Source organism: Stenotrophomonas sp. LARHCG68, from assembly GCF_052871705.1.
Window position 1 is genome coordinate 192162 of the sequence record NZ_JBIXJV010000006.1, and the last position, 16066, is coordinate 208227.

Sequence of the window (16066 nt, forward strand, 5' to 3'; positions counted from 1 at the left end):
CACCCTGCAGATGTCCGGCGTGCAGCGCGCCGCCGTGCTGTTGCTCTCGCTGGGCGAGGCCGACGCGGCCGAGGTGCTGCGCCACATGGAACCCAAGGAGGTGCAGAAGATCGGCATCGCCATGGCCACCCTCAGCGACGTCACCCGCGAGCAGGTGCAGCAGGTGATGGACGACTTCGGCGCCGAGCTGGGCAACAAGACCTCGCTGTCGGTGGGCTCGGACGACTACATCCGCAACATGCTGGTGCAGGCGCTGGGCAGCGACAAGGCCAGCAGCCTGATCGACCGCATCCTGCTCGGCCGCAACACCACCGGCCTGGATGCGCTGAAGTGGATGGACCCGCGCGCGGTGGCCGACCTGGTGCGCAACGAACACCCGCAGATCATCGCCATCGTCATGGCCCACCTGGAGAACGACCAGGCCGCCGATGCGCTCAAGCTGCTGCCCGAGCGCACCCGCGTGGACGTGCTGCTGCGCATCGCTACCCTGGACGGCATCCCGCCCAATGCGTTGAACGAACTGAACGAGATCATGGAGCGCCAGTTCGCCGGCAACCAGAACCTGAAATCGTCCAGCATCGGCGGCGTGCAGTGCGCGGCCGACATCCTCAACTTCATGGACAGCGGCCAGGACCAGGTGATCCTGACCGAGATCGCGCGCGTGGACGCCCCGCTGGGCAGCCGCATCCAGGACCTGATGTTCGTGTTCGACGACCTGGTCGACCTGGACGACCGCGAGATGCAGCTGGTGCTGCGCGAGGTCAGCGGCGAGCGCCTGGGCCTGGCCCTGCGCGGCGCCGACATCAAGGTGCGCGACAAGATCACCCGCAACATGTCCCAGCGTGCGGCCGAGATCCTGCTCGAGGACATGGAAGCACGCGGCCCAGTGCGCCTGTCCGACGTGGAAGGCGCGCAGCGCGAGATCCTGGCCATCGTCAAGCGCATGGCCGATGAAGGCACCGTCACCATCGGCGGCAGCGCGGAGGCCATGCTGTGAGCAACGTCGTGCGCTGGCACGCCCCGGACCTCACCCGCGGCTCGGCGCCCCTGCAGCCGGCGCCCATGGGCGTGCCGGACGAGATCGAGACCATCACCGCGCACGAGCCGGCACCGCCGCCGCTGCAGTTGCCGACCCTGGAGGAAGTGCAGGCCATCCGCGATGCCGCGCAGGAAGAAGGCTTCCAGCAGGGTCACGGCGAAGGCTACGCCCAGGGACAGGCCGAAGTGCGGCGCCTGATCGCCCAGATCGAAGGCATCCTGGACAACTTCAGCCGGCCGCTGGTGCGGCTGGAAAACGAGGTGGTCGGCGCGCTCGGCGAACTGTCGGTGCGCATCGCAGGGGCGCTGATCGGCCGGGCCTATGAAGCCGACCCGTCGTTGCTGGCGGCGCTGGTCAACGAAGCACTGGAGACCGTCAGCGGCGCCCAGCGCGAGGTCGAGGTGCGCCTGCACCCGGACGACATCGCCGCCATCAGCGCCCTGCTGGCGCTGCCCGAGGGCCAGCGCCTGGCCCCGGATACCAGCCTCAGCCGCGGGGACCTGCGCGTGCACGCCGAGTCGGTGCGCATCGACGGCACCCTCGACGCGCGCCTGCGCGCGGCGCTGGGCACCGTGCTGCGCCGCGCCGGAGCCACCCCATGAGCCTGTCCCCGGCCCCGGCCGAATGGGCGGCCGCACGCAACCTGCGCCTGGCCGCGCGCCTGGATGGCATCACATTGGATGGCACCGGCGGTGCCGGCCATGGCCTGGTGCGCGAAGGCATCCTGCGCCGGGCCATCGGCCTGACCCTGGAAGCGGTTGGCTGCGAGGCGCCGATGGGCGCCAGCTGCAAGGTCGAAGTCATCGACGGCGGTTGGGTCGACGCCGAAGTGGTCGGCTTCTCCGGTGACCGCACCTACCTGATGCCCAGTGCCGAACTGCACGGCCTGCTGCCCAATGCGCGCGTGGTGCCCTCCTACAAGCGGGGGGGCGTGGAGGTGGGCGAAGGCCTGCTTGGCCGCGTCATCGACAGCGATGGCGTGCCGCTGGATGGCAAGGGCCCGATCCGGGCCGAAGGCAACGTCGGCATGGCAGGCGTGGCGATCAACCCGCTGGCGCGCGAACCCATCATCCAGCCGCTGGACGTGGGCGTGCGCGCGATCAATGCACTGCTGCCGATCGGCCGCGGCCAGCGCGTCGGCCTGTTCGCCGGCTCCGGCGTCGGCAAGTCGACGCTGCTGGGCATGATGACCCGCTATACCGCCGCCGACGTGATCGTGGTCGGCCTGATCGGCGAGCGCGGCCGCGAAGTCCGCGATTTCGTCGAAACCACGCTGGGCGAGGAAGGCCTGCGCCGCGCCGTGGTGGTGGCCAGTCCCGCCGACCGGCCGCCGCTGGCCCGCCTGCATGGCGCCTACCGTGCCACCGCCATCGCCGAGTGGTTCCGCGACCAGGGTTTGAACGTGTTGCTGCTGATGGATTCGCTGACCCGCTTCGCCCAGGCCCAGCGCGAGATCGGCCTGTCGGTGGGTGAACCCCCGACCACCCGTGGCTACCCGCCATCGGTGTTCGCCAAGCTGCCGGCGCTGGTCGAACGCGCCGGCAACGGTGCCAAGGGCCGCGGCTCGATCACCGCCTTCTACACCGTGCTGACCGAAGGCGACGACCCGCAGGACCCGATCGCCGATGCCGCCCGCGCCATCCTCGACGGCCACATCCTGCTGTCGCGGCGGGTTGCCGACAGCGGCCTGTACCCGGCCATCGACGTGGAGTCCTCGGTCAGCCGCGTGGTGCAGGACATCGCCGACGATGTCTGGCGCGCGCGCATCCGCAAGCTCAAGCGCCTGGTCTCGGCCTACTCGGCCAACCGCGACCTGATCGCCATCGGCGCGTACCAGCGCGGCAATGACCCGGTCACCGACGAGGCCCTGGACCGCTGGCCGGAAATCATGGAATTCCTCGGCCAGGACGTGCACGCCTCGGCCGACCTGTCCCACAGCCTCAATGCCCTGCAACAACTGGTAGATAGCGAGAAGCCCGCATGAGCCCGTCCCGTCGCCTGGACCCGTTGCTGCGCCGCGCGCAGGACAAGGAAGATGAAGTCGCCAAGGCCCTGGCCGAGCGCCAGCAGGCCCTGGACATGCACCAGAGCCGCCTGGCCGAGCTGCGCCAGTACGCCGACGAGTACGCCTCGGCGCAGCTGGCCACCACCAGCGCCGCGCAGCTGCTCAACCGCCGCGCCTTCCTCGACCGCCTGGACAACGCGGTGCAGGCGCAGAGCCGCACCGTGGACAGCAACCGCGAGCGCGTGGACGCCGAGCGCGCCCGCCTGCTGCTGGCCAGCCGCGACAAGCAGGTGCTGGAGCAGCTGGCGGCCAGCTACCGCGCGCAGGAAAAGCAGGCAGAGAACCGCCGCGACCAGCGCGAGATGGACGATCTCGGCGCCCGCCGCGCCCGCGAAGCCAGGAACGGCGATGACGGGAGCGGCGCATGAACGTGCTCGGCACTGCCTCACTGGTCAGCAGCGACGCTGTCAGCGGCACCGGCAGCAGCCGCGCCAGTGGCGGCAGCGACGGCGGCAAGCCGTCCCGCTTTGATGCCTTGCTGCAGGAAAAGCCCGCCCCCGCGCAGGCATCCAACAGCGGCGTCGCTGCCGAGGACGGCAACACCGGTACGGCCCCCGCCAAAGGCAACGACGACACAGCCACCGAGGCGGAAAGCCCTGCGGCCGAGGCCGGCCGGGCGACCGATACACCCGCCACGCCCGACAAGGAGGCCCCGGTGGAAGATGCGCCCTGGCCGCCACCGGGACTCACCGCCCTGCTGGCCGCGCCGCTTGAACCGGCCCCCGTCCCGGCACCGGTCCAGCCCCCCGCTCCGGCGCCGGCCAACGCTGCACCGACCGCCCCCCTGCCCGTCACCGCTGCCAGCATCGCGGCGACGCCTGCGGGGGAGAGTGCCGAGCTCACCGCAACGCTGGAACAGGTCGAGCAGACGCTCATCGGCGACAAGACCGGCGGCGACAAGGGCATCGATGCCGACATCAACGTCGATCCCAAGTCCACCGCCTTCAACCAGCTGCTGCAACTGCAGAACGGCCCGGACCTGCGCACCAGCGCTGCCCGGCTCGAGGCACCCACGCCCACCCCCGACCTGCAGGGCGACGACTTCGACGACGCCATCGGCGCCCGCGTCAGTTGGCTGGCGGAGCAGAAGATCGGCCACGCGCAGATCCGCATCACGCCGCACGACCTGGGCCAGGTGGACGTGAAGCTGCAGCTGGACGGCGACCGCGTCCATGCCAGCTTCACCAGCGCCCATTCGGAAGTGCGCCAGGCGCTGGAGAGCAGCCTGCCGCGCCTGCGCGAGATGCTCGGCGAGCAGGGCCTGCAACTGGCCCATGCCGACGTCGGCCAGCAATCCCGGCAGCAGGAAGGCCAACGCGGGAGCGGCGGTGAGCCCGGCCATGCCCAGGACAGCACGGACCTACCCGCCGCCCGGCCGCAGGCCCTGCGCCTGCGCGGCCTGCTCGACGCCTACGCGTAAAGCCCGCCCCCATGGTAGGAGCGGCCTTGGCCGCGAAGCCGGCAATGCTTCCCGACTGCTATCCGCAACATCGCCCGACATCCAGCGGCAAGCCACCACATCACGCTGGGGCATGCCCTTGTCACCCCAACAACCCCCTGGCCACAAGGCGTTGCGCCGTGGCCGGACCACCCAGATCGGCCAGATCGGCCAGATCAGCCTGATCACCTTCACCACCCGAGACCGTATTGCGCTGTTTGGCCAACACGCCCTTGCCGCCCACGTCGCACGCGCCATCCACGATCCCGGCAACTGGCCCCATGCCCGTCTGATGGCCTGGGTGCTGATGCCGGACCACTGGCATGGCCTGATCGCGCCAGACGGGCCCGAACCGATGGGCAGGACCATCGCCCGGCTCAAGGCCAACACCACGCGTCACCTTCCGGCCACCGTCGAGCGTCCGGTCTGGGCACGTGCTTTTCATGACCGTGCCCTGCGCCGGGAAGAGGATCTCCGGACAGTCGCCCGCTACCTCCTCATGAACCCGGTCAGGGCCGGGCTGGTCAGCTCGCCTCGTTTCTATCCCTATTGGAACGCGATCTGGCTGTAGGAGCACCTGCTGACGCGCGGCATGCAATGCCAGCTGCCCCGGCTTCGCGGCCAAGGCCGCTCCTACGGTGGGGCGCCTTCCGGCGCGCAGCCGACAACGCGTCAAGGTCCTGACGCCCGGGCTACGGCACGCTGCTTGCATGTATGGACTCAGCATTCCTGAGGAGTTCAACGTGGCGGCTGCTGCAGACAAAACCCGTAAACCCGAAACCGCCAAGGACGCCCCCGGCAAGTCCAAGCGTCCGCTGCTGATCACCGCGCTCATCGCCGTGATCGCCGCCGGTGCCGCCGGCGGCGGCGTCTGGTACTACACCCGGGACAACGCGCCTGCCAGCACGCCGAAGGTGGAAACCCCGGCCCTGCCCGCCCCGGCCCAGTACTTCGCGCTGGACCCGGCCTTCGTGGTCAACCTCAACGGTTCCATCGACGGCCCGCGCTACCTGCAGGTCGAGGTGCAGCTGATGACCCGCGACCCGTTGGCCCTGCAGGCGCTGCAGACCCACGCCCCGGCCATCCGCGCCAAGCTGCTGATGCTGTTCTCCCAGGTCGAGCCGGCGCAGATCGCCGACCGTGCCGGCAAGGAGAAGCTGCAGGCCGCCGCGCTGGTCGAGGTGCAGAAGCTGATGAAGGCCGAGACCGGCAAGAACAGCGTCGACGAACTGCTGTTCACCAGCTTCGTCACCCAATAAGGCGCCGCCATGAGCATCAACGACCTGCTGTCCCAGGACGAGATCGATGCCCTGCTGCACGGCGTCGACTCGGGCAGCGTCAACACCGTGGACCCCGGCCCGGCGCCGGGCGAGGCCCGCTCCTATGACTTCGCCAGCCAGGACCGCATCATCCGCGGCCGCATGCCGACCCTGGAGATGGTCAACGAGCGCTTCGCACGCCTGTGGCGGATCGGCCTGTTCAACCTGATCCGGCGCTCGGCCGAGCTGTCGGTGCGTGGCATCGAGCTGATCAAGTTCGGCGACTACCTGCATTCGCTGTACGTGCCCAGCAACCTCAACCTGATCCGCTTCAAGCCGCTGCGCGGCACCGGGCTGATCGTGTTCGAGCCGACCCTGGTGTTCGCCATCGTCGACAATTTCTTCGGTGGCGATGGCCGCTACCCCACCCGCATCGAGGGCCGCGAGTTCACCGCGACCGAGATGCGCGTGATCCAGCTGATGCTCAAGCAGACCTTCGCCGACATGCGCGAGGCCTGGGGTCCGGTGATGAACGTCGACTTCGACTACATCAACTCCGAGATCAACCCGCACTTCGCCAACATCGTCAGCCCGCGCGAGTACGTGGTGGTCAGCCGCTTCCACGTGGAGCTGGACAGCGGCGGCGGCGACATCCACATCACCCTGCCGTACTCGATGCTGGAGCCGATCCGCGAACTGCTCGACGCCGGCATCCAGAGCGACCGCAACGACCGCGACGAGAGCTGGGCGGTGATGGTGCGCGAGCAACTCGATACCGCCGAGCTGGAGCTGTCCAGCGTACTGGCCAGCCGCCGCATGAGCCTGCGCGAACTGACCAAGCTGAAGATCGGCGACATCCTGCCCATCGACATGCCCAAGCAGGTGCCGCTGTGCGTGGAAGGCATCCCGGTGTTCACCGGTGAGTTCGGCGTGGCCAACGACCGCAACGCGATCAAGATCATCGCCACCCATCCCCCGGGCAAGCGACCCAACGTTCCAGTGATCCAGGAAACATCCAATGAATGACATCGAATCCAACGCGACCGGCAACACCGCCACCCCGGCGCAGTTCGCCAACCTGCAGGCCGACGGCGGCAACGGCACCGACCTGGACCTGGACGTGATCCTGGACGTTCCGGTCACGCTGTCGCTGGAAGTGGGCCGCGCGCGCCTGCCGATCCGCAACCTGCTGCAGCTCAACCAGGGTTCGGTGGTGGAGCTGGAGCGTGGCGCCGGCGAATCGCTGGACGTGTTCGTCAACGGCACCCTGATCGCGCATGGCGAGGTCGTGGTCATCAACGACCGCTTCGGCGTGCGCCTGACCGACGTGGTCAGCCCCAGCGAGCGGATCCGGAGACTGCGTTGATCGCATTGCTTGCCGCCGTCGCACCGGCTGCCGGCAAGCTGGCCACGCCGGTCGGCCAGCATGCCGCGACCACGCCCAGCCTGTTTGGCGCAGTGTTCATGCTGCTGATGGTGCTCGGCCTGATCGTCGGCCTGGGCTGGTTGCTCAAGCGCCTGCCCGGCGGCCAGTTCCGCCCGGCCGAGGGCCTGAAGGTGGTCGCCAGCCTCAACGTGGGCGCCAAGGAGCGCGTGGTGGTAGTCGACGTCAACGGCCAGCAGCTGCTGCTGGGCGTGAGCCCGGGCGGCATCAGCACCCTGCATGCCTTGCCCGAGCCGTTGCCGCAGGCACCGGCACCGGCGCTGCCCAACCTCAAACAACTCCCGAATTTCGCCCAGCTGCTGTCACAGAAGCTGCGCAAGGACTCCTGATCATGCCGGTCCACCGCTTCAACTCCCGCACCTGCTGGCAACTGTTCGCGCTGCTGGCGCTGCTGGCACTGCCGCTGTTCGCCTGGGCAGCGCCCGCCGCGCCGCAGCTGCCGTCGCTTCCGGACGTGAACGTCGGCAAGGTCGGCGGTGCGCCGGTCAGCCTGCCGCTGCAGACGCTGCTGTTGATGACGGCGATCACCCTGCTGCCGTCGATGCTGCTGGTGCTGACCGCCTTCACCCGCATCATCATCGTGCTGGGCCTGCTGCGCCAGGCGCTGGGCACCGGGCAGACGCCGTCCAACCAGATCCTGCTCGGCCTGTCGCTGTTCCTGACCGCGATGATCATGATGCCGGTCTGGGACAAAGCGTGGTCCACCGGCATGGCGCCGTACCTGGATGGCCAGATCGACTTCCAGACCGCCTGGACGCTGACCACCGAACCGCTGCGCGCCTTCATGCTGGCGCAGATCCGCGAAACCGACCTGATGACCTTCGCCGGTCTGGCCGGTCATGGCGCCTATGCCAGCCCGGATGCGATCCCGTTCCCGGTGCTGGTCGCCTCGTTCGTGACCAGTGAGCTGAAGACCGCCTTCGAGATCGGCTTCCTGATCTTCATCCCGTTCGTGATCATCGACCTGGTGGTGTCCAGCGTGCTGATGTCGATGGGCATGATGATGCTCTCGCCGATGCTGGTGTCGGCGCCGTTCAAGATCCTGCTGTTCGTGCTGGTGGACGGTTGGGTGCTGGTGGTCGGCACGCTTGCCGCGAGCTTCAACGCCGTTTGAGCCACCGCTCATGGAGTCATTGCACGAAGCCGCGATCACCTCGCGGCTTCGTTGTTTCCAGCCCAGCAACCGACGGCGGCTTCCTGGGTTTGGGTTTGGGTTTGAGTTTGAGTTTAAGTTTGGGTTTCGGCTTTGCTGTTGCTGCTGTTGCTGCTGTTGCTGCTGTTGCTGCTGTTGCTGTTGCTGTTGCTGTTGCTGCTGTTGCTGCTGCTGTTGCTGCTGTTGCCGTGGATTTTGACTTGCCGGGTCCCCTTCTGTAGCGACGGAGCTGGCAGACAAGACCCCGAACGGGGCGCCGCACAAGGACGTGCGGCGTTTTTCGACGAGACAGGGATGTCTCGTCGAAAAATCCTGCCGGCGGAGTGGACCCGCGATGCGCAGCATCGTGGGCGCGGAGGCAGGGTGTGCTTTCTTTGCGCCAGGTTTCTTTGCACAAGCAAAGAAAGGTGGCTCGCGCCCCTTTAGGGGCACGAAAGCCTTTGCTCCTGTCGTTGCTGTGTTTATGAAAGCGAAAGGGGCCAAAACCAAAGCCAGATCGAGAGCTTTCACTCCCCTTCGGGGAGCGAGTTACTTTTCTTTGCTTGTGCAAAGAAAAGCTAACCAAAAGAAATCACACCCTGCCTACGCGCCTTCCGCGCTGCGCGCTCCAGGTCCACTCCGCTGTCGGGATTTTTCGACGGGACGTCCCTGTCCCGTCGAAAAACGACGTGCATCCATGCACGTCGCCCCTGCGGGGTCTTGTCCGTCAGCTCCGTCGCTACGGAAGGGAACCCGGCACGTCAAAATCCACGGCAACCGCAACGGCAAGAGCGAGAGCAAGAGCAAGAGCAAATGCAAGGCAACACCCTAAGCACCAGCAACGTCGGAAACCTGGCACCCGGCCGCTGACCTTCGTCTGGCACCAACCTTGCATCCACCCTCGCATGAGCCCCGAACTTGCCCTGACCGAACTGCGTGGTGGCCTGGTCGCCACCCTCTGGATCGCTGGCCCGCTGCTACTCACCGTGCTGGTGGTCGGCGTCGTGGTCGGCATCATCCAGGCCGCCACCCAACTCAACGAACCCACCATCGCCTTCGTCGCCAAGGCCGGTGCGCTCACCGCCGCGCTGTTCGCGCTGGGCAGCCTCCTGCTCGGCCACCTGGTCGAGTTCACCATCCTGCTGTTCCAGCGCATCCCCCACCTCATCGGGTAGCGCTGCATGGATTCGGCAACCGGGACGATGATCGACGGCCAGCAGGCCTTCGCCATCATCGGCAACACGCTCTGGATCATGCTGCGCATCGGCGCCATGCTGATGGCCATGCCCATGGTCGGCAGCCGCGCGGTGCCGGCACGGATCCGCGTCCTGCTGGGCATCGCCCTGTCGGTGGCACTGGCACCGATACTGCCGCCGGTACCGCTGTTCTACGGCTTCGACTCGGTCACCGTACTGACCATCGCCCGTGAGCTGGCGGTCGGCATCTGCATGGGCTTCCTGCTGCGGCTGATCTTCGAGGCCGGCGCCATGGCCGGCGAAATGATCGCGCAGAGCACCGGCCTGGCCTTCGCGCAGATGACCGACCCCCTGCGCGGCGGCAGCTCCGGCGTCATCGGCCAATGGTTCTACCTGCTGTTCGGCCTGCTGTTTTTCACCACCAACGGCCACCTTGCGGTGGTCTCGCTGCTGGTGGACAGCTACAAGGCGCTGCCCATCAGCACCGCCCTGCCCGATCCGCACGCGATGGCCGCACTGGCGCCAACGCTGGCGGTGCAGATCTTCCGTGGTGCGTTGTCGCTGGCCCTGCCGCTGACCGTGGCCATGCTGGCCATCAACCTGGCATTCGGCGTGCTGGCCCGTGCCGCGCCGGCCCTGAACCCGATGCAGCTCGGCCTGCCGGTGGCCTTGCTGCTGGGCCTGTTCCTGCTGACCCTGCTGGCCGGGGAGATGGGCCCGCCGGTGCAACGCCTGTTCGATTCGGCCTTCGATGCGGCCCGGCAAGTGACAATGTGACGGACTGCGCAGCTCCCGCTTCTGCCACATGCTTGGCCGGAACGCCCCCTTGCCGCCTGTCGGGGACCCGTGGATAGTCTTGACCGAAGCATGGCCGGGGGATGGAGCGTCCATGCGGTTTGCCGCGGCGGCATGCCGACGGCCTGATCAACTAGGGAGGGGTTTGATGCTCGCAGGCAGCTACAACCCGTTGTTCGTGGTGCTGTCCATCCTTGTCGCCATCCTGGCCTCGTTCACGGCCCTGGACATGGCCTCGCGGGTATCGGCATCCCAACCCCGCCGTACCGCGGCGCGCTGGCTGATCGCCGGCGGCGTGGCGATGGGCGCCGGCATCTGGTCGATGCACTTCGTCGGCATGCTCGCCTTCCGACTGCCGATCCCGCTGGGCTACGACCTGTGGCTGACCCTGCAATCCCTGCTGGTGGCCATCGCCGCATCGCTGTTCGCGTTGTGGCTGGTCTCGCAACCGACCCTGCCGCACCTGCGTCTGGCGCTGGGGGCGCTGCTGATGGGCCTGGGCATCGCCTGGATGCACTACGTGGGCATGGCCGCGCTGCGCATGCAGCCGGATATCCAGTACGACCGCCTCTGGTTCGTGCTTTCCATCGTCATCGCCGTGGTGGCCTCGTGGAGCGCGCTGTACATCGCCTTCCGCCTCCGCACCGCAGAGCAGGCCCTGCCTCCGCGGCTGATCGCCTCGGTGATCATGGGCCTGGCCATCGTCGGCATGCACTACACCGGCATGGCGGCGGCCAACTTCCCCGCCGGCTCGATCTGCGGCGCGGCCCGCAGCGGTGGCGTACCCACCGAGTGGCTGGCGGCTTGCGTGGTGCTGCTCACCGTCGGCGTGATGGCGATCGTGTTGACCTTCTCGCTGCTGGAGCAGCGCATGCAGTCGCGTCTGCTGCACCTGCGCAACTCGATGCTGGTGGCGTCGCTGGACGATGCCCGCAAGGAGCTGTTCCACGCCAGCCAGCACGACTCGCTGACCCGCCTGCCCAACCGCCAGCTGGCCCATGACCGCATCGAGCAACTGCTGGAAGCCGGCCAGGCCTGCGCGGTGATGTCCATCGACCTGGACGGCTTCCGCCACATCAATGGCGCCTACGGCCCCCAGGCCGGCGATGCCGCGCTGGTGGACGTGGCCGAACGCCTGCGCCAGCTGTTCCCCAACGAGGAGCTGGTGGGCAGGCTCGGCGGCGACCAGTTCGTGATCGCCATGCCGGTCACCGACGGCAAGGACATCGAAGCCCAGGCCGAGCGCATCATCCTGGCGGTCAACTCGGTGCGGGTCGGCGGCCGTGACATGCGCATCACCGGCAGCCTCGGCATCGCCCTGTCCCCCGAGCACGGCCAGTCCGCCCCGCCGCTGGTCAACATGGCCGAGATCGCCATGCGCTACGCCAAGCAGGCCGGGCGCAACGGGCACACATTGTTCGCCGAATGGATGAACGACAACGCCGAGCAGGACCGGCGCCTGCTCGAGGACCTGCGCAAGGCCATCGGCGGCCCGCAGCTGTCCCTGCACTACCAGCCGCGCGTGCATGCCGAGACCGGCCGGATCAGCGGCGCGGAGGCATTGATCCGCTGGCGCCACCCCGAACACGGCTACGTCCCGAGCGAACGCATCATCCGCCTGACCGAGCTCAACGGGCTGATGGAAACGCTCGGCAACTGGGTGCTCAACGAGGCCTGCCGGCAGATGCGCAGCTGGCATGACGCCGGCAACACCGAGTGGAGCATCTCGGTGAACCTGTCCGGGCGCCAGCTCGGCTCGCCGCAACTGCTTGATGAGGTCCGCAGCGCGCTGGAGCTGCACGAGCTGCCGCCCTCGCGCCTGATCCTGGAGGTCAGCGAGAGCGCGGTGATGCGCGACGCCGACAACGCCATCAACGTGCTGCGCAGCGTCGCGGCGCTGGGCGTGGGCATCTCCATCGATGATTTCGGCACCGGCTTCTCCAGCCTGCTGCACCTCAAGCGGGTCCCGGCCACCGAGATCAAGATCGACCGTGCCTTCGTGGTGGCGCTGGAGGAGAGCGACGAGGACGTGGTGATCGTGTCGGCCATCGTTGCGCTGGGCCACGCACTGAACCTGTCGGTGGTGGCCGAGGGCATCGAAACCCCGGGCCAGCGTTCCTACGTCGAGCGGCTGGGCTGCGACCACCTGCAGGGCTACCTGCTCGGCCGCCCGGTCAGCGCCGAGAACTTCATGCGCCTGCATGGCGGCGATTCGCGGCAGGCGGCGCTGGACGCCCGCCTGTCCGCCTACCAGAACCACCAGGCCTGACACCGGCACCGGCGGCCAACGGCCGCCGGCTTCCCCGCCGCCACCGACGGGCCATGTCTTCAAGGACAGTGAGACCGCGCGGAACGGTTCTTGCACGGCACCGGATGAATCCTTCATCCAGACCGTGCAATGTCCGAGAACGAACAGGCCGGGGAAAAGACCGAACTCCCGACTGAAAAGCGCCTGCGCGAGGCCCGCGAGAACGGCAACATCCCGCGTTCGCGCGAACTGGCCACGGCCGCCGTGTTCACCGCGGCCGTGCTCGGCCTGCATGCCAGCGCCGGTTCCATGGCGGCCTCGGCACGGCAATGGATGAAGGCGGCCCTGGCGCCCGAGCCGGCCCTGCTCCACTCCACCGACGCCCTGTTCGGCCATGCCGGCTGGATGTTGCTGCGGCTGATGCTGGCGTTCTGGCCGCTGCTGCTGGTCTGCATCCTGGCCAGCTTCATCGGCCCGGTGCTGATGGGCGGCCTGCGCTTCTCCAACAAGGCGCTGATGCCCGACCTCAACCGGCTCAACCCGCTCACCGGCTTCAAGCGCCTGTACGGCGCCGAGGCGGTGGCCGAGCTGGTCAAGTCGGTGCTGCGCGTGCTGTTCGTCGGTACCGCCGGCGGCCTGTGCATCTGGCACGGCATCGACCTGCTGCGCGGGCTGCTGCACCAGCCGCTGGAGAGTGCCACCGGCAACGGCCTGGGCTTCACCATGAAGCTGCTGCTGGCCACCGCCGGCGCCATGGCCCTGCTGGCGGCCATCGATGCGCCTTACCAGAAATGGAACTGGCTGCGGAAGCTCAAGATGACCCGCGAGGAGCTCAAGCGCGAGCTCAAGGAAAGTGAGGGCAGCCCGGAGGTCAAGGGCCGCATCCGGCAGATGCAGATGCAGCTCTCGCAGCGACGGATGATGGAAGCGGTGCCCAGCGCCGACGTGGTGGTGGTCAACCCCACCCACTACGCCGTGGCCCTGAAGTACGAGGGCGGCCGCATGAACGCCCCCACCGTGGTCGCCCGCGGCGTGGACGAGCTGGCCCTGCGCATCCGCCAGGTGGCCGACGGCAACCGCGTCACCATCGTCTCGGCCCCGCCTTTGGCACGCGCCTTGTATCGGGAAAGCCAACTCGGCAAGGAAATCCCCGTGAGACTGTATTCGGCCGTCGCCCAGGTCCTCTCTTACGTCTACCAGCTGCGCCAGTGGAACACCGGCCCGATGCCGCAGCTGCCGCCGCTCGAAGTGGATGAATTTGGTCCGGAGGGCCGCCCATGAGCGCGCAGCTGACCACCTCGCCGGGCCGCCGCCTGCTGGACATGCTCCGCCACGGGCTCGGTGCGCCGCTGATCGTGCTGGCGCTGCTGGCCATGGTGGTGGTGCCGTTGGCCGCGCCGGTGCTGGACGCGCTGTTCACCTTCAACATCGCCATCTCGCTGATGGTGCTGCTGGCGGTGGTGTACGTGAAGCGCCCGCTGGACTTCACCATCTTCCCGATCGTGCTGCTGGTCACCACGATGCTACGGCTGGCGCTGAACGTGGCCTCCACCCGCGTGATCCTGCTCAACGGCCAGAACGGCCATGAAGCCGCCGGCAAGGTGATCGCCGCGTTCGGCGAGTTCGTGATCGGCGGCAACTACGCGGTCGGCATCGTGGTGTTCGCGATCCTGACCATCATCAACTTCGTGGTCATCACCAAGGGTGCCGGACGCGTGTCGGAAGTGACCGCGCGCTTCACCCTGGACGCCATGCCCGGCAAGCAGATGGCCATCGACGCCGACCTCAACGCCGGTTTGCTGACGCGCGAGGAAGCCAAGCTGCGCCGCGAGGAGGTCCGCGAGGAAGCCGACTTCTACGGTGCGATGGACGGTGCCAGCAAGTTCATCCGCGGCGACGCCATCGCCGGCATCCTGATCCTGTTCATCAACCTGCTCGGTGGCCTGGCGGTCGGCGTGCTGCAGCATGGCATGCCGGTCGGCGACGCCGCCGCCACCTACACCCTGCTGTCCATCGGTGACGGTCTGGTGGCGCAGTTGCCGGCGCTGCTGGTGTCCAGCGCGGTGGCGATGCTGGTCACCCGCGCCTCGCGTTCGCAGGACATGGCGCAGGCAATGACCGGCCAGGTGTTCGGCCAGTACCGCGCCCTGGCCATCACCGCAGGCATTCTCGGCCTGGTCGGCCTGGTGCCGGGCATGCCCAACCTGGCCTTCCTGACCCTGGCGTCGGTGCTCGGCTTCGTGGCCTGGAAGCTGTGGAAGCGCGAGATGGCCAACGCCGGCAAGGAGAAGTCCGCCGCCGCGGACGGCGGCGACGGCGCGCTGGCCGGGTTGTCGGCCACCCAGCCCTCGCCCACCGCCGAGCTGAGCTGGGACGAACTGCGCCCGGTCGACCCGCTCGGCCTGGAGGTCGGCTACCGGCTGATCCCGCTGGTGGACAAGACCCAGGGCGGCGAGTTGATGGCCCGCATCAAGGGCGTGCGCCGCAAGCTCACCCAGGACCTGGGCTTCCTGATCCCGCCGGTGCATATCCGCGACAACCTGGAGCTGCCGGCCACCGCCTACCGCCTGTTGATCCATGGCGTGCCGGTCAGCACCGCCGACATCCACCCCGACCGTGAGCTGGCGCTGGACCCCGGCAGCGCGATGGGCAAGCTGGAAGGCATCGCCGGCAAGGATCCCGCCTTCGGCCTGGATGCCACCTGGATCCAGCCACACCAGCGCGCCCACGCCGAATCGCTGGGCTACACCGTGGTCGACCCGGCCACCGTGGTGGCCACCCACCTCTCGCACCTGATCCGCGAACACGCACCCGAACTGCTGGGCCACGAGGAAGTGCAGCAGCTGCTGGCGACCCTGGCCAAGAGCGCGCCCAAGCTGGCCGAGGACCTCTCGCCCAAGGCGCTGCCGTTGTCCACGATCGCGCGCGTGCTGCAGAACCTGCTGGTCGAGCGGGTGCCGATCCGCCAGCTGCGCAAGATCGCCGAGGCGCTGGTGGAAACCGCGCCGGTCACCCAGGACCCGACCGCGCTCACCGCGGCGGTTCGCAACGCGTTGGGCCGTTTCATCGTGCAGGAGATTGCCGGGATGTCGCCGGAACTGCCGGTGTTCACCCTCAACCCGCAACTGGAACGGGTCTTGCAGGAGTCCACCCAAGGCAATGGTGCCGCACTGGAACCCGGTCTCGCCGAACGCCTCCACCAGAGTCTTGCCGATTGCGTCGGCAAGCAGGAGGCCCGCAACGAGCCTGCGGTCGTGCTGGTACCGGCGCCGGTCCGCGCCGCGCTGGCGCGCCTGGTCCGCCACAGCGTTCCCTCGCTGTCGGTCCTGGCCTACAGCGAGGTGCCGGAGGACAAGCGCCTGAAGCTGGTCGGCACGATCAGCTGACGCCGCCCGGAAGCCGGCTCCCCGAAAGGGCCGGCGACGGAAAACAGACACCCAACCGACCGAA

17 protein-coding genes are annotated in these 16066 nt (G+C 68.2%); all 17 read left to right on the top strand.

The genetic code is table 11. The features are described 5' to 3' along the window. The first annotated feature begins 10 nt into the window (after positions 1 to 10). Positions 11 to 997, top strand: coding sequence for a flagellar motor switch protein FliG (gene fliG / locus ACIPR8_RS17380; protein WP_132866087.1), 987 nt, complete (start codon positions 11 to 13; stop codon positions 995 to 997). 65 nt (positions 998 to 1062) lie between these two features. Then, positions 1063 to 1641 carry a FliH/SctL family protein gene (locus ACIPR8_RS17385; RefSeq protein WP_132866086.1) on the top strand — a complete coding sequence of 193 codons (579 nt, stop codon included), beginning with the start codon at positions 1063 to 1065 and terminating at the stop codon, positions 1639 to 1641. Further along, positions 1638 to 3023 carry a flagellar protein export ATPase FliI gene (fliI, locus tag ACIPR8_RS17390; RefSeq protein WP_323439057.1) on the top strand — a complete coding sequence of 462 codons (1386 nt, stop codon included), beginning with the start codon at positions 1638 to 1640 and terminating at the stop codon, positions 3021 to 3023. The genes ACIPR8_RS17385 and fliI overlap by 4 nt, the downstream gene beginning before the upstream one ends. Next, the gene (gene fliJ, locus ACIPR8_RS17395; protein WP_132863452.1) at positions 3020 to 3472 is read left to right on the top strand and encodes a flagellar export protein FliJ; all 453 of its coding nucleotides are present in this window, start codon (positions 3020 to 3022) and stop codon (positions 3470 to 3472) included. Before fliI ends, fliJ begins: the two co-directional genes overlap by 4 nt. Beyond that, the gene (locus tag ACIPR8_RS17400; RefSeq protein ID WP_446541830.1) at positions 3469 to 4524 is read left to right on the top strand and encodes a flagellar hook-length control protein FliK; all 1056 of its coding nucleotides are present in this window, start codon (positions 3469 to 3471) and stop codon (positions 4522 to 4524) included. The genes fliJ and ACIPR8_RS17400 overlap by 4 nt, the downstream gene beginning before the upstream one ends. A gap of 112 nt (positions 4525 to 4636) precedes the next feature. Further along, positions 4637 to 5113: an REP-associated tyrosine transposase gene (locus ACIPR8_RS17405; RefSeq protein ID WP_446541831.1), complete on the top strand. Its 477-nt coding sequence runs from the start codon at positions 4637 to 4639 to the stop codon at positions 5111 to 5113. 172 nt (positions 5114 to 5285) lie between these two features. Next, a complete protein-coding gene (locus ACIPR8_RS17410) occupies positions 5286 to 5801 on the top strand; it encodes a flagellar basal body-associated FliL family protein (protein WP_132863447.1) in 516 nt (171 codons plus the stop codon). 9 nt (positions 5802 to 5810) lie between these two features. Continuing rightward, positions 5811 to 6827, top strand: coding sequence for a flagellar motor switch protein FliM (fliM, locus tag ACIPR8_RS17415; protein ID WP_446541832.1), 1017 nt, complete (start codon positions 5811 to 5813; stop codon positions 6825 to 6827). After that, positions 6820 to 7167: a flagellar motor switch protein FliN gene (gene fliN / locus ACIPR8_RS17420; protein WP_132863443.1), complete on the top strand. Its 348-nt coding sequence runs from the start codon at positions 6820 to 6822 to the stop codon at positions 7165 to 7167. Before fliM ends, fliN begins: the two co-directional genes overlap by 8 nt. Next, a complete protein-coding gene (gene fliO / locus ACIPR8_RS17425; protein ID WP_446541833.1) occupies positions 7164 to 7574 on the top strand; it encodes a flagellar biosynthetic protein FliO in 411 nt (136 codons plus the stop codon). Before fliN ends, fliO begins: the two co-directional genes overlap by 4 nt. A gap of 2 nt (positions 7575 to 7576) precedes the next feature. After that, the gene (gene fliP / locus ACIPR8_RS17430; RefSeq protein ID WP_446541834.1) at positions 7577 to 8359 is read left to right on the top strand and encodes a flagellar type III secretion system pore protein FliP; all 783 of its coding nucleotides are present in this window, start codon (positions 7577 to 7579) and stop codon (positions 8357 to 8359) included. A 132-nt stretch (positions 8360 to 8491) separates the two neighbouring features. Further along, positions 8492 to 8824: a hypothetical protein gene (locus tag ACIPR8_RS17435; protein ID WP_446541835.1), complete on the top strand. Its 333-nt coding sequence runs from the start codon at positions 8492 to 8494 to the stop codon at positions 8822 to 8824. Positions 8825 to 9282: 458 nt separating this feature from the next. Beyond that, on the top strand, positions 9283 to 9552 hold the full coding sequence (locus ACIPR8_RS17440; protein WP_132863169.1) for a flagellar biosynthetic protein FliQ: 270 nt from the start codon (positions 9283 to 9285) through the stop codon (positions 9550 to 9552). Between the two features lie 6 nt (positions 9553 to 9558). Beyond that, positions 9559 to 10350: a flagellar biosynthetic protein FliR gene (gene fliR, locus ACIPR8_RS17445; protein WP_446541836.1), complete on the top strand. Its 792-nt coding sequence runs from the start codon at positions 9559 to 9561 to the stop codon at positions 10348 to 10350. A 166-nt stretch (positions 10351 to 10516) separates the two neighbouring features. Then, positions 10517 to 12637: a putative bifunctional diguanylate cyclase/phosphodiesterase gene (locus ACIPR8_RS17450; RefSeq protein WP_446541837.1), complete on the top strand. Its 2121-nt coding sequence runs from the start codon at positions 10517 to 10519 to the stop codon at positions 12635 to 12637. A gap of 129 nt (positions 12638 to 12766) precedes the next feature. Beyond that, positions 12767 to 13897 (top strand): flagellar biosynthesis protein FlhB, encoded by a 1131-nt coding sequence (gene flhB / locus ACIPR8_RS17455; RefSeq protein ID WP_192285853.1) that lies wholly within the window; start codon positions 12767 to 12769, stop codon positions 13895 to 13897. Further along, positions 13894 to 16002: a flagellar biosynthesis protein FlhA gene (flhA, locus tag ACIPR8_RS17460; protein ID WP_192285855.1), complete on the top strand. Its 2109-nt coding sequence runs from the start codon at positions 13894 to 13896 to the stop codon at positions 16000 to 16002. The genes flhB and flhA overlap by 4 nt, the downstream gene beginning before the upstream one ends. Positions 16003 to 16066 lie beyond the last annotated feature (64 nt).

Coding starts and splice junctions, on each gene's coding strand:
- fliG (WP_132866087.1), top strand. CDS start 11: ATGTCCGGCGTGCAGCGCGCCGCCGTGCTGTTGCTCTCGCTGGGCGAG.
- ACIPR8_RS17385 (WP_132866086.1), top strand. CDS start 1,063: ATGGGCGTGCCGGACGAGATCGAGACCATCACCGCGCACGAGCCGGCA.
- fliI (WP_323439057.1), top strand. CDS start 1,638: ATGAGCCTGTCCCCGGCCCCGGCCGAATGGGCGGCCGCACGCAACCTG.
- fliJ (WP_132863452.1), top strand. CDS start 3,020: ATGAGCCCGTCCCGTCGCCTGGACCCGTTGCTGCGCCGCGCGCAGGAC.
- ACIPR8_RS17400 (WP_446541830.1), top strand. CDS start 3,469: ATGAACGTGCTCGGCACTGCCTCACTGGTCAGCAGCGACGCTGTCAGC.
- ACIPR8_RS17405 (WP_446541831.1), top strand. CDS start 4,637: ATGCCCTTGTCACCCCAACAACCCCCTGGCCACAAGGCGTTGCGCCGT.
- fliM (WP_446541832.1), top strand. CDS start 5,811: ATGAGCATCAACGACCTGCTGTCCCAGGACGAGATCGATGCCCTGCTG.
- fliN (WP_132863443.1), top strand. CDS start 6,820: ATGAATGACATCGAATCCAACGCGACCGGCAACACCGCCACCCCGGCG.
- fliP (WP_446541834.1), top strand. CDS start 7,577: ATGCCGGTCCACCGCTTCAACTCCCGCACCTGCTGGCAACTGTTCGCG.
- ACIPR8_RS17440 (WP_132863169.1), top strand. CDS start 9,283: ATGAGCCCCGAACTTGCCCTGACCGAACTGCGTGGTGGCCTGGTCGCC.
- fliR (WP_446541836.1), top strand. CDS start 9,559: ATGGATTCGGCAACCGGGACGATGATCGACGGCCAGCAGGCCTTCGCC.
- ACIPR8_RS17450 (WP_446541837.1), top strand. CDS start 10,517: ATGCTCGCAGGCAGCTACAACCCGTTGTTCGTGGTGCTGTCCATCCTT.
- flhB (WP_192285853.1), top strand. CDS start 12,767: ATGTCCGAGAACGAACAGGCCGGGGAAAAGACCGAACTCCCGACTGAA.
- flhA (WP_192285855.1), top strand. CDS start 13,894: ATGAGCGCGCAGCTGACCACCTCGCCGGGCCGCCGCCTGCTGGACATG.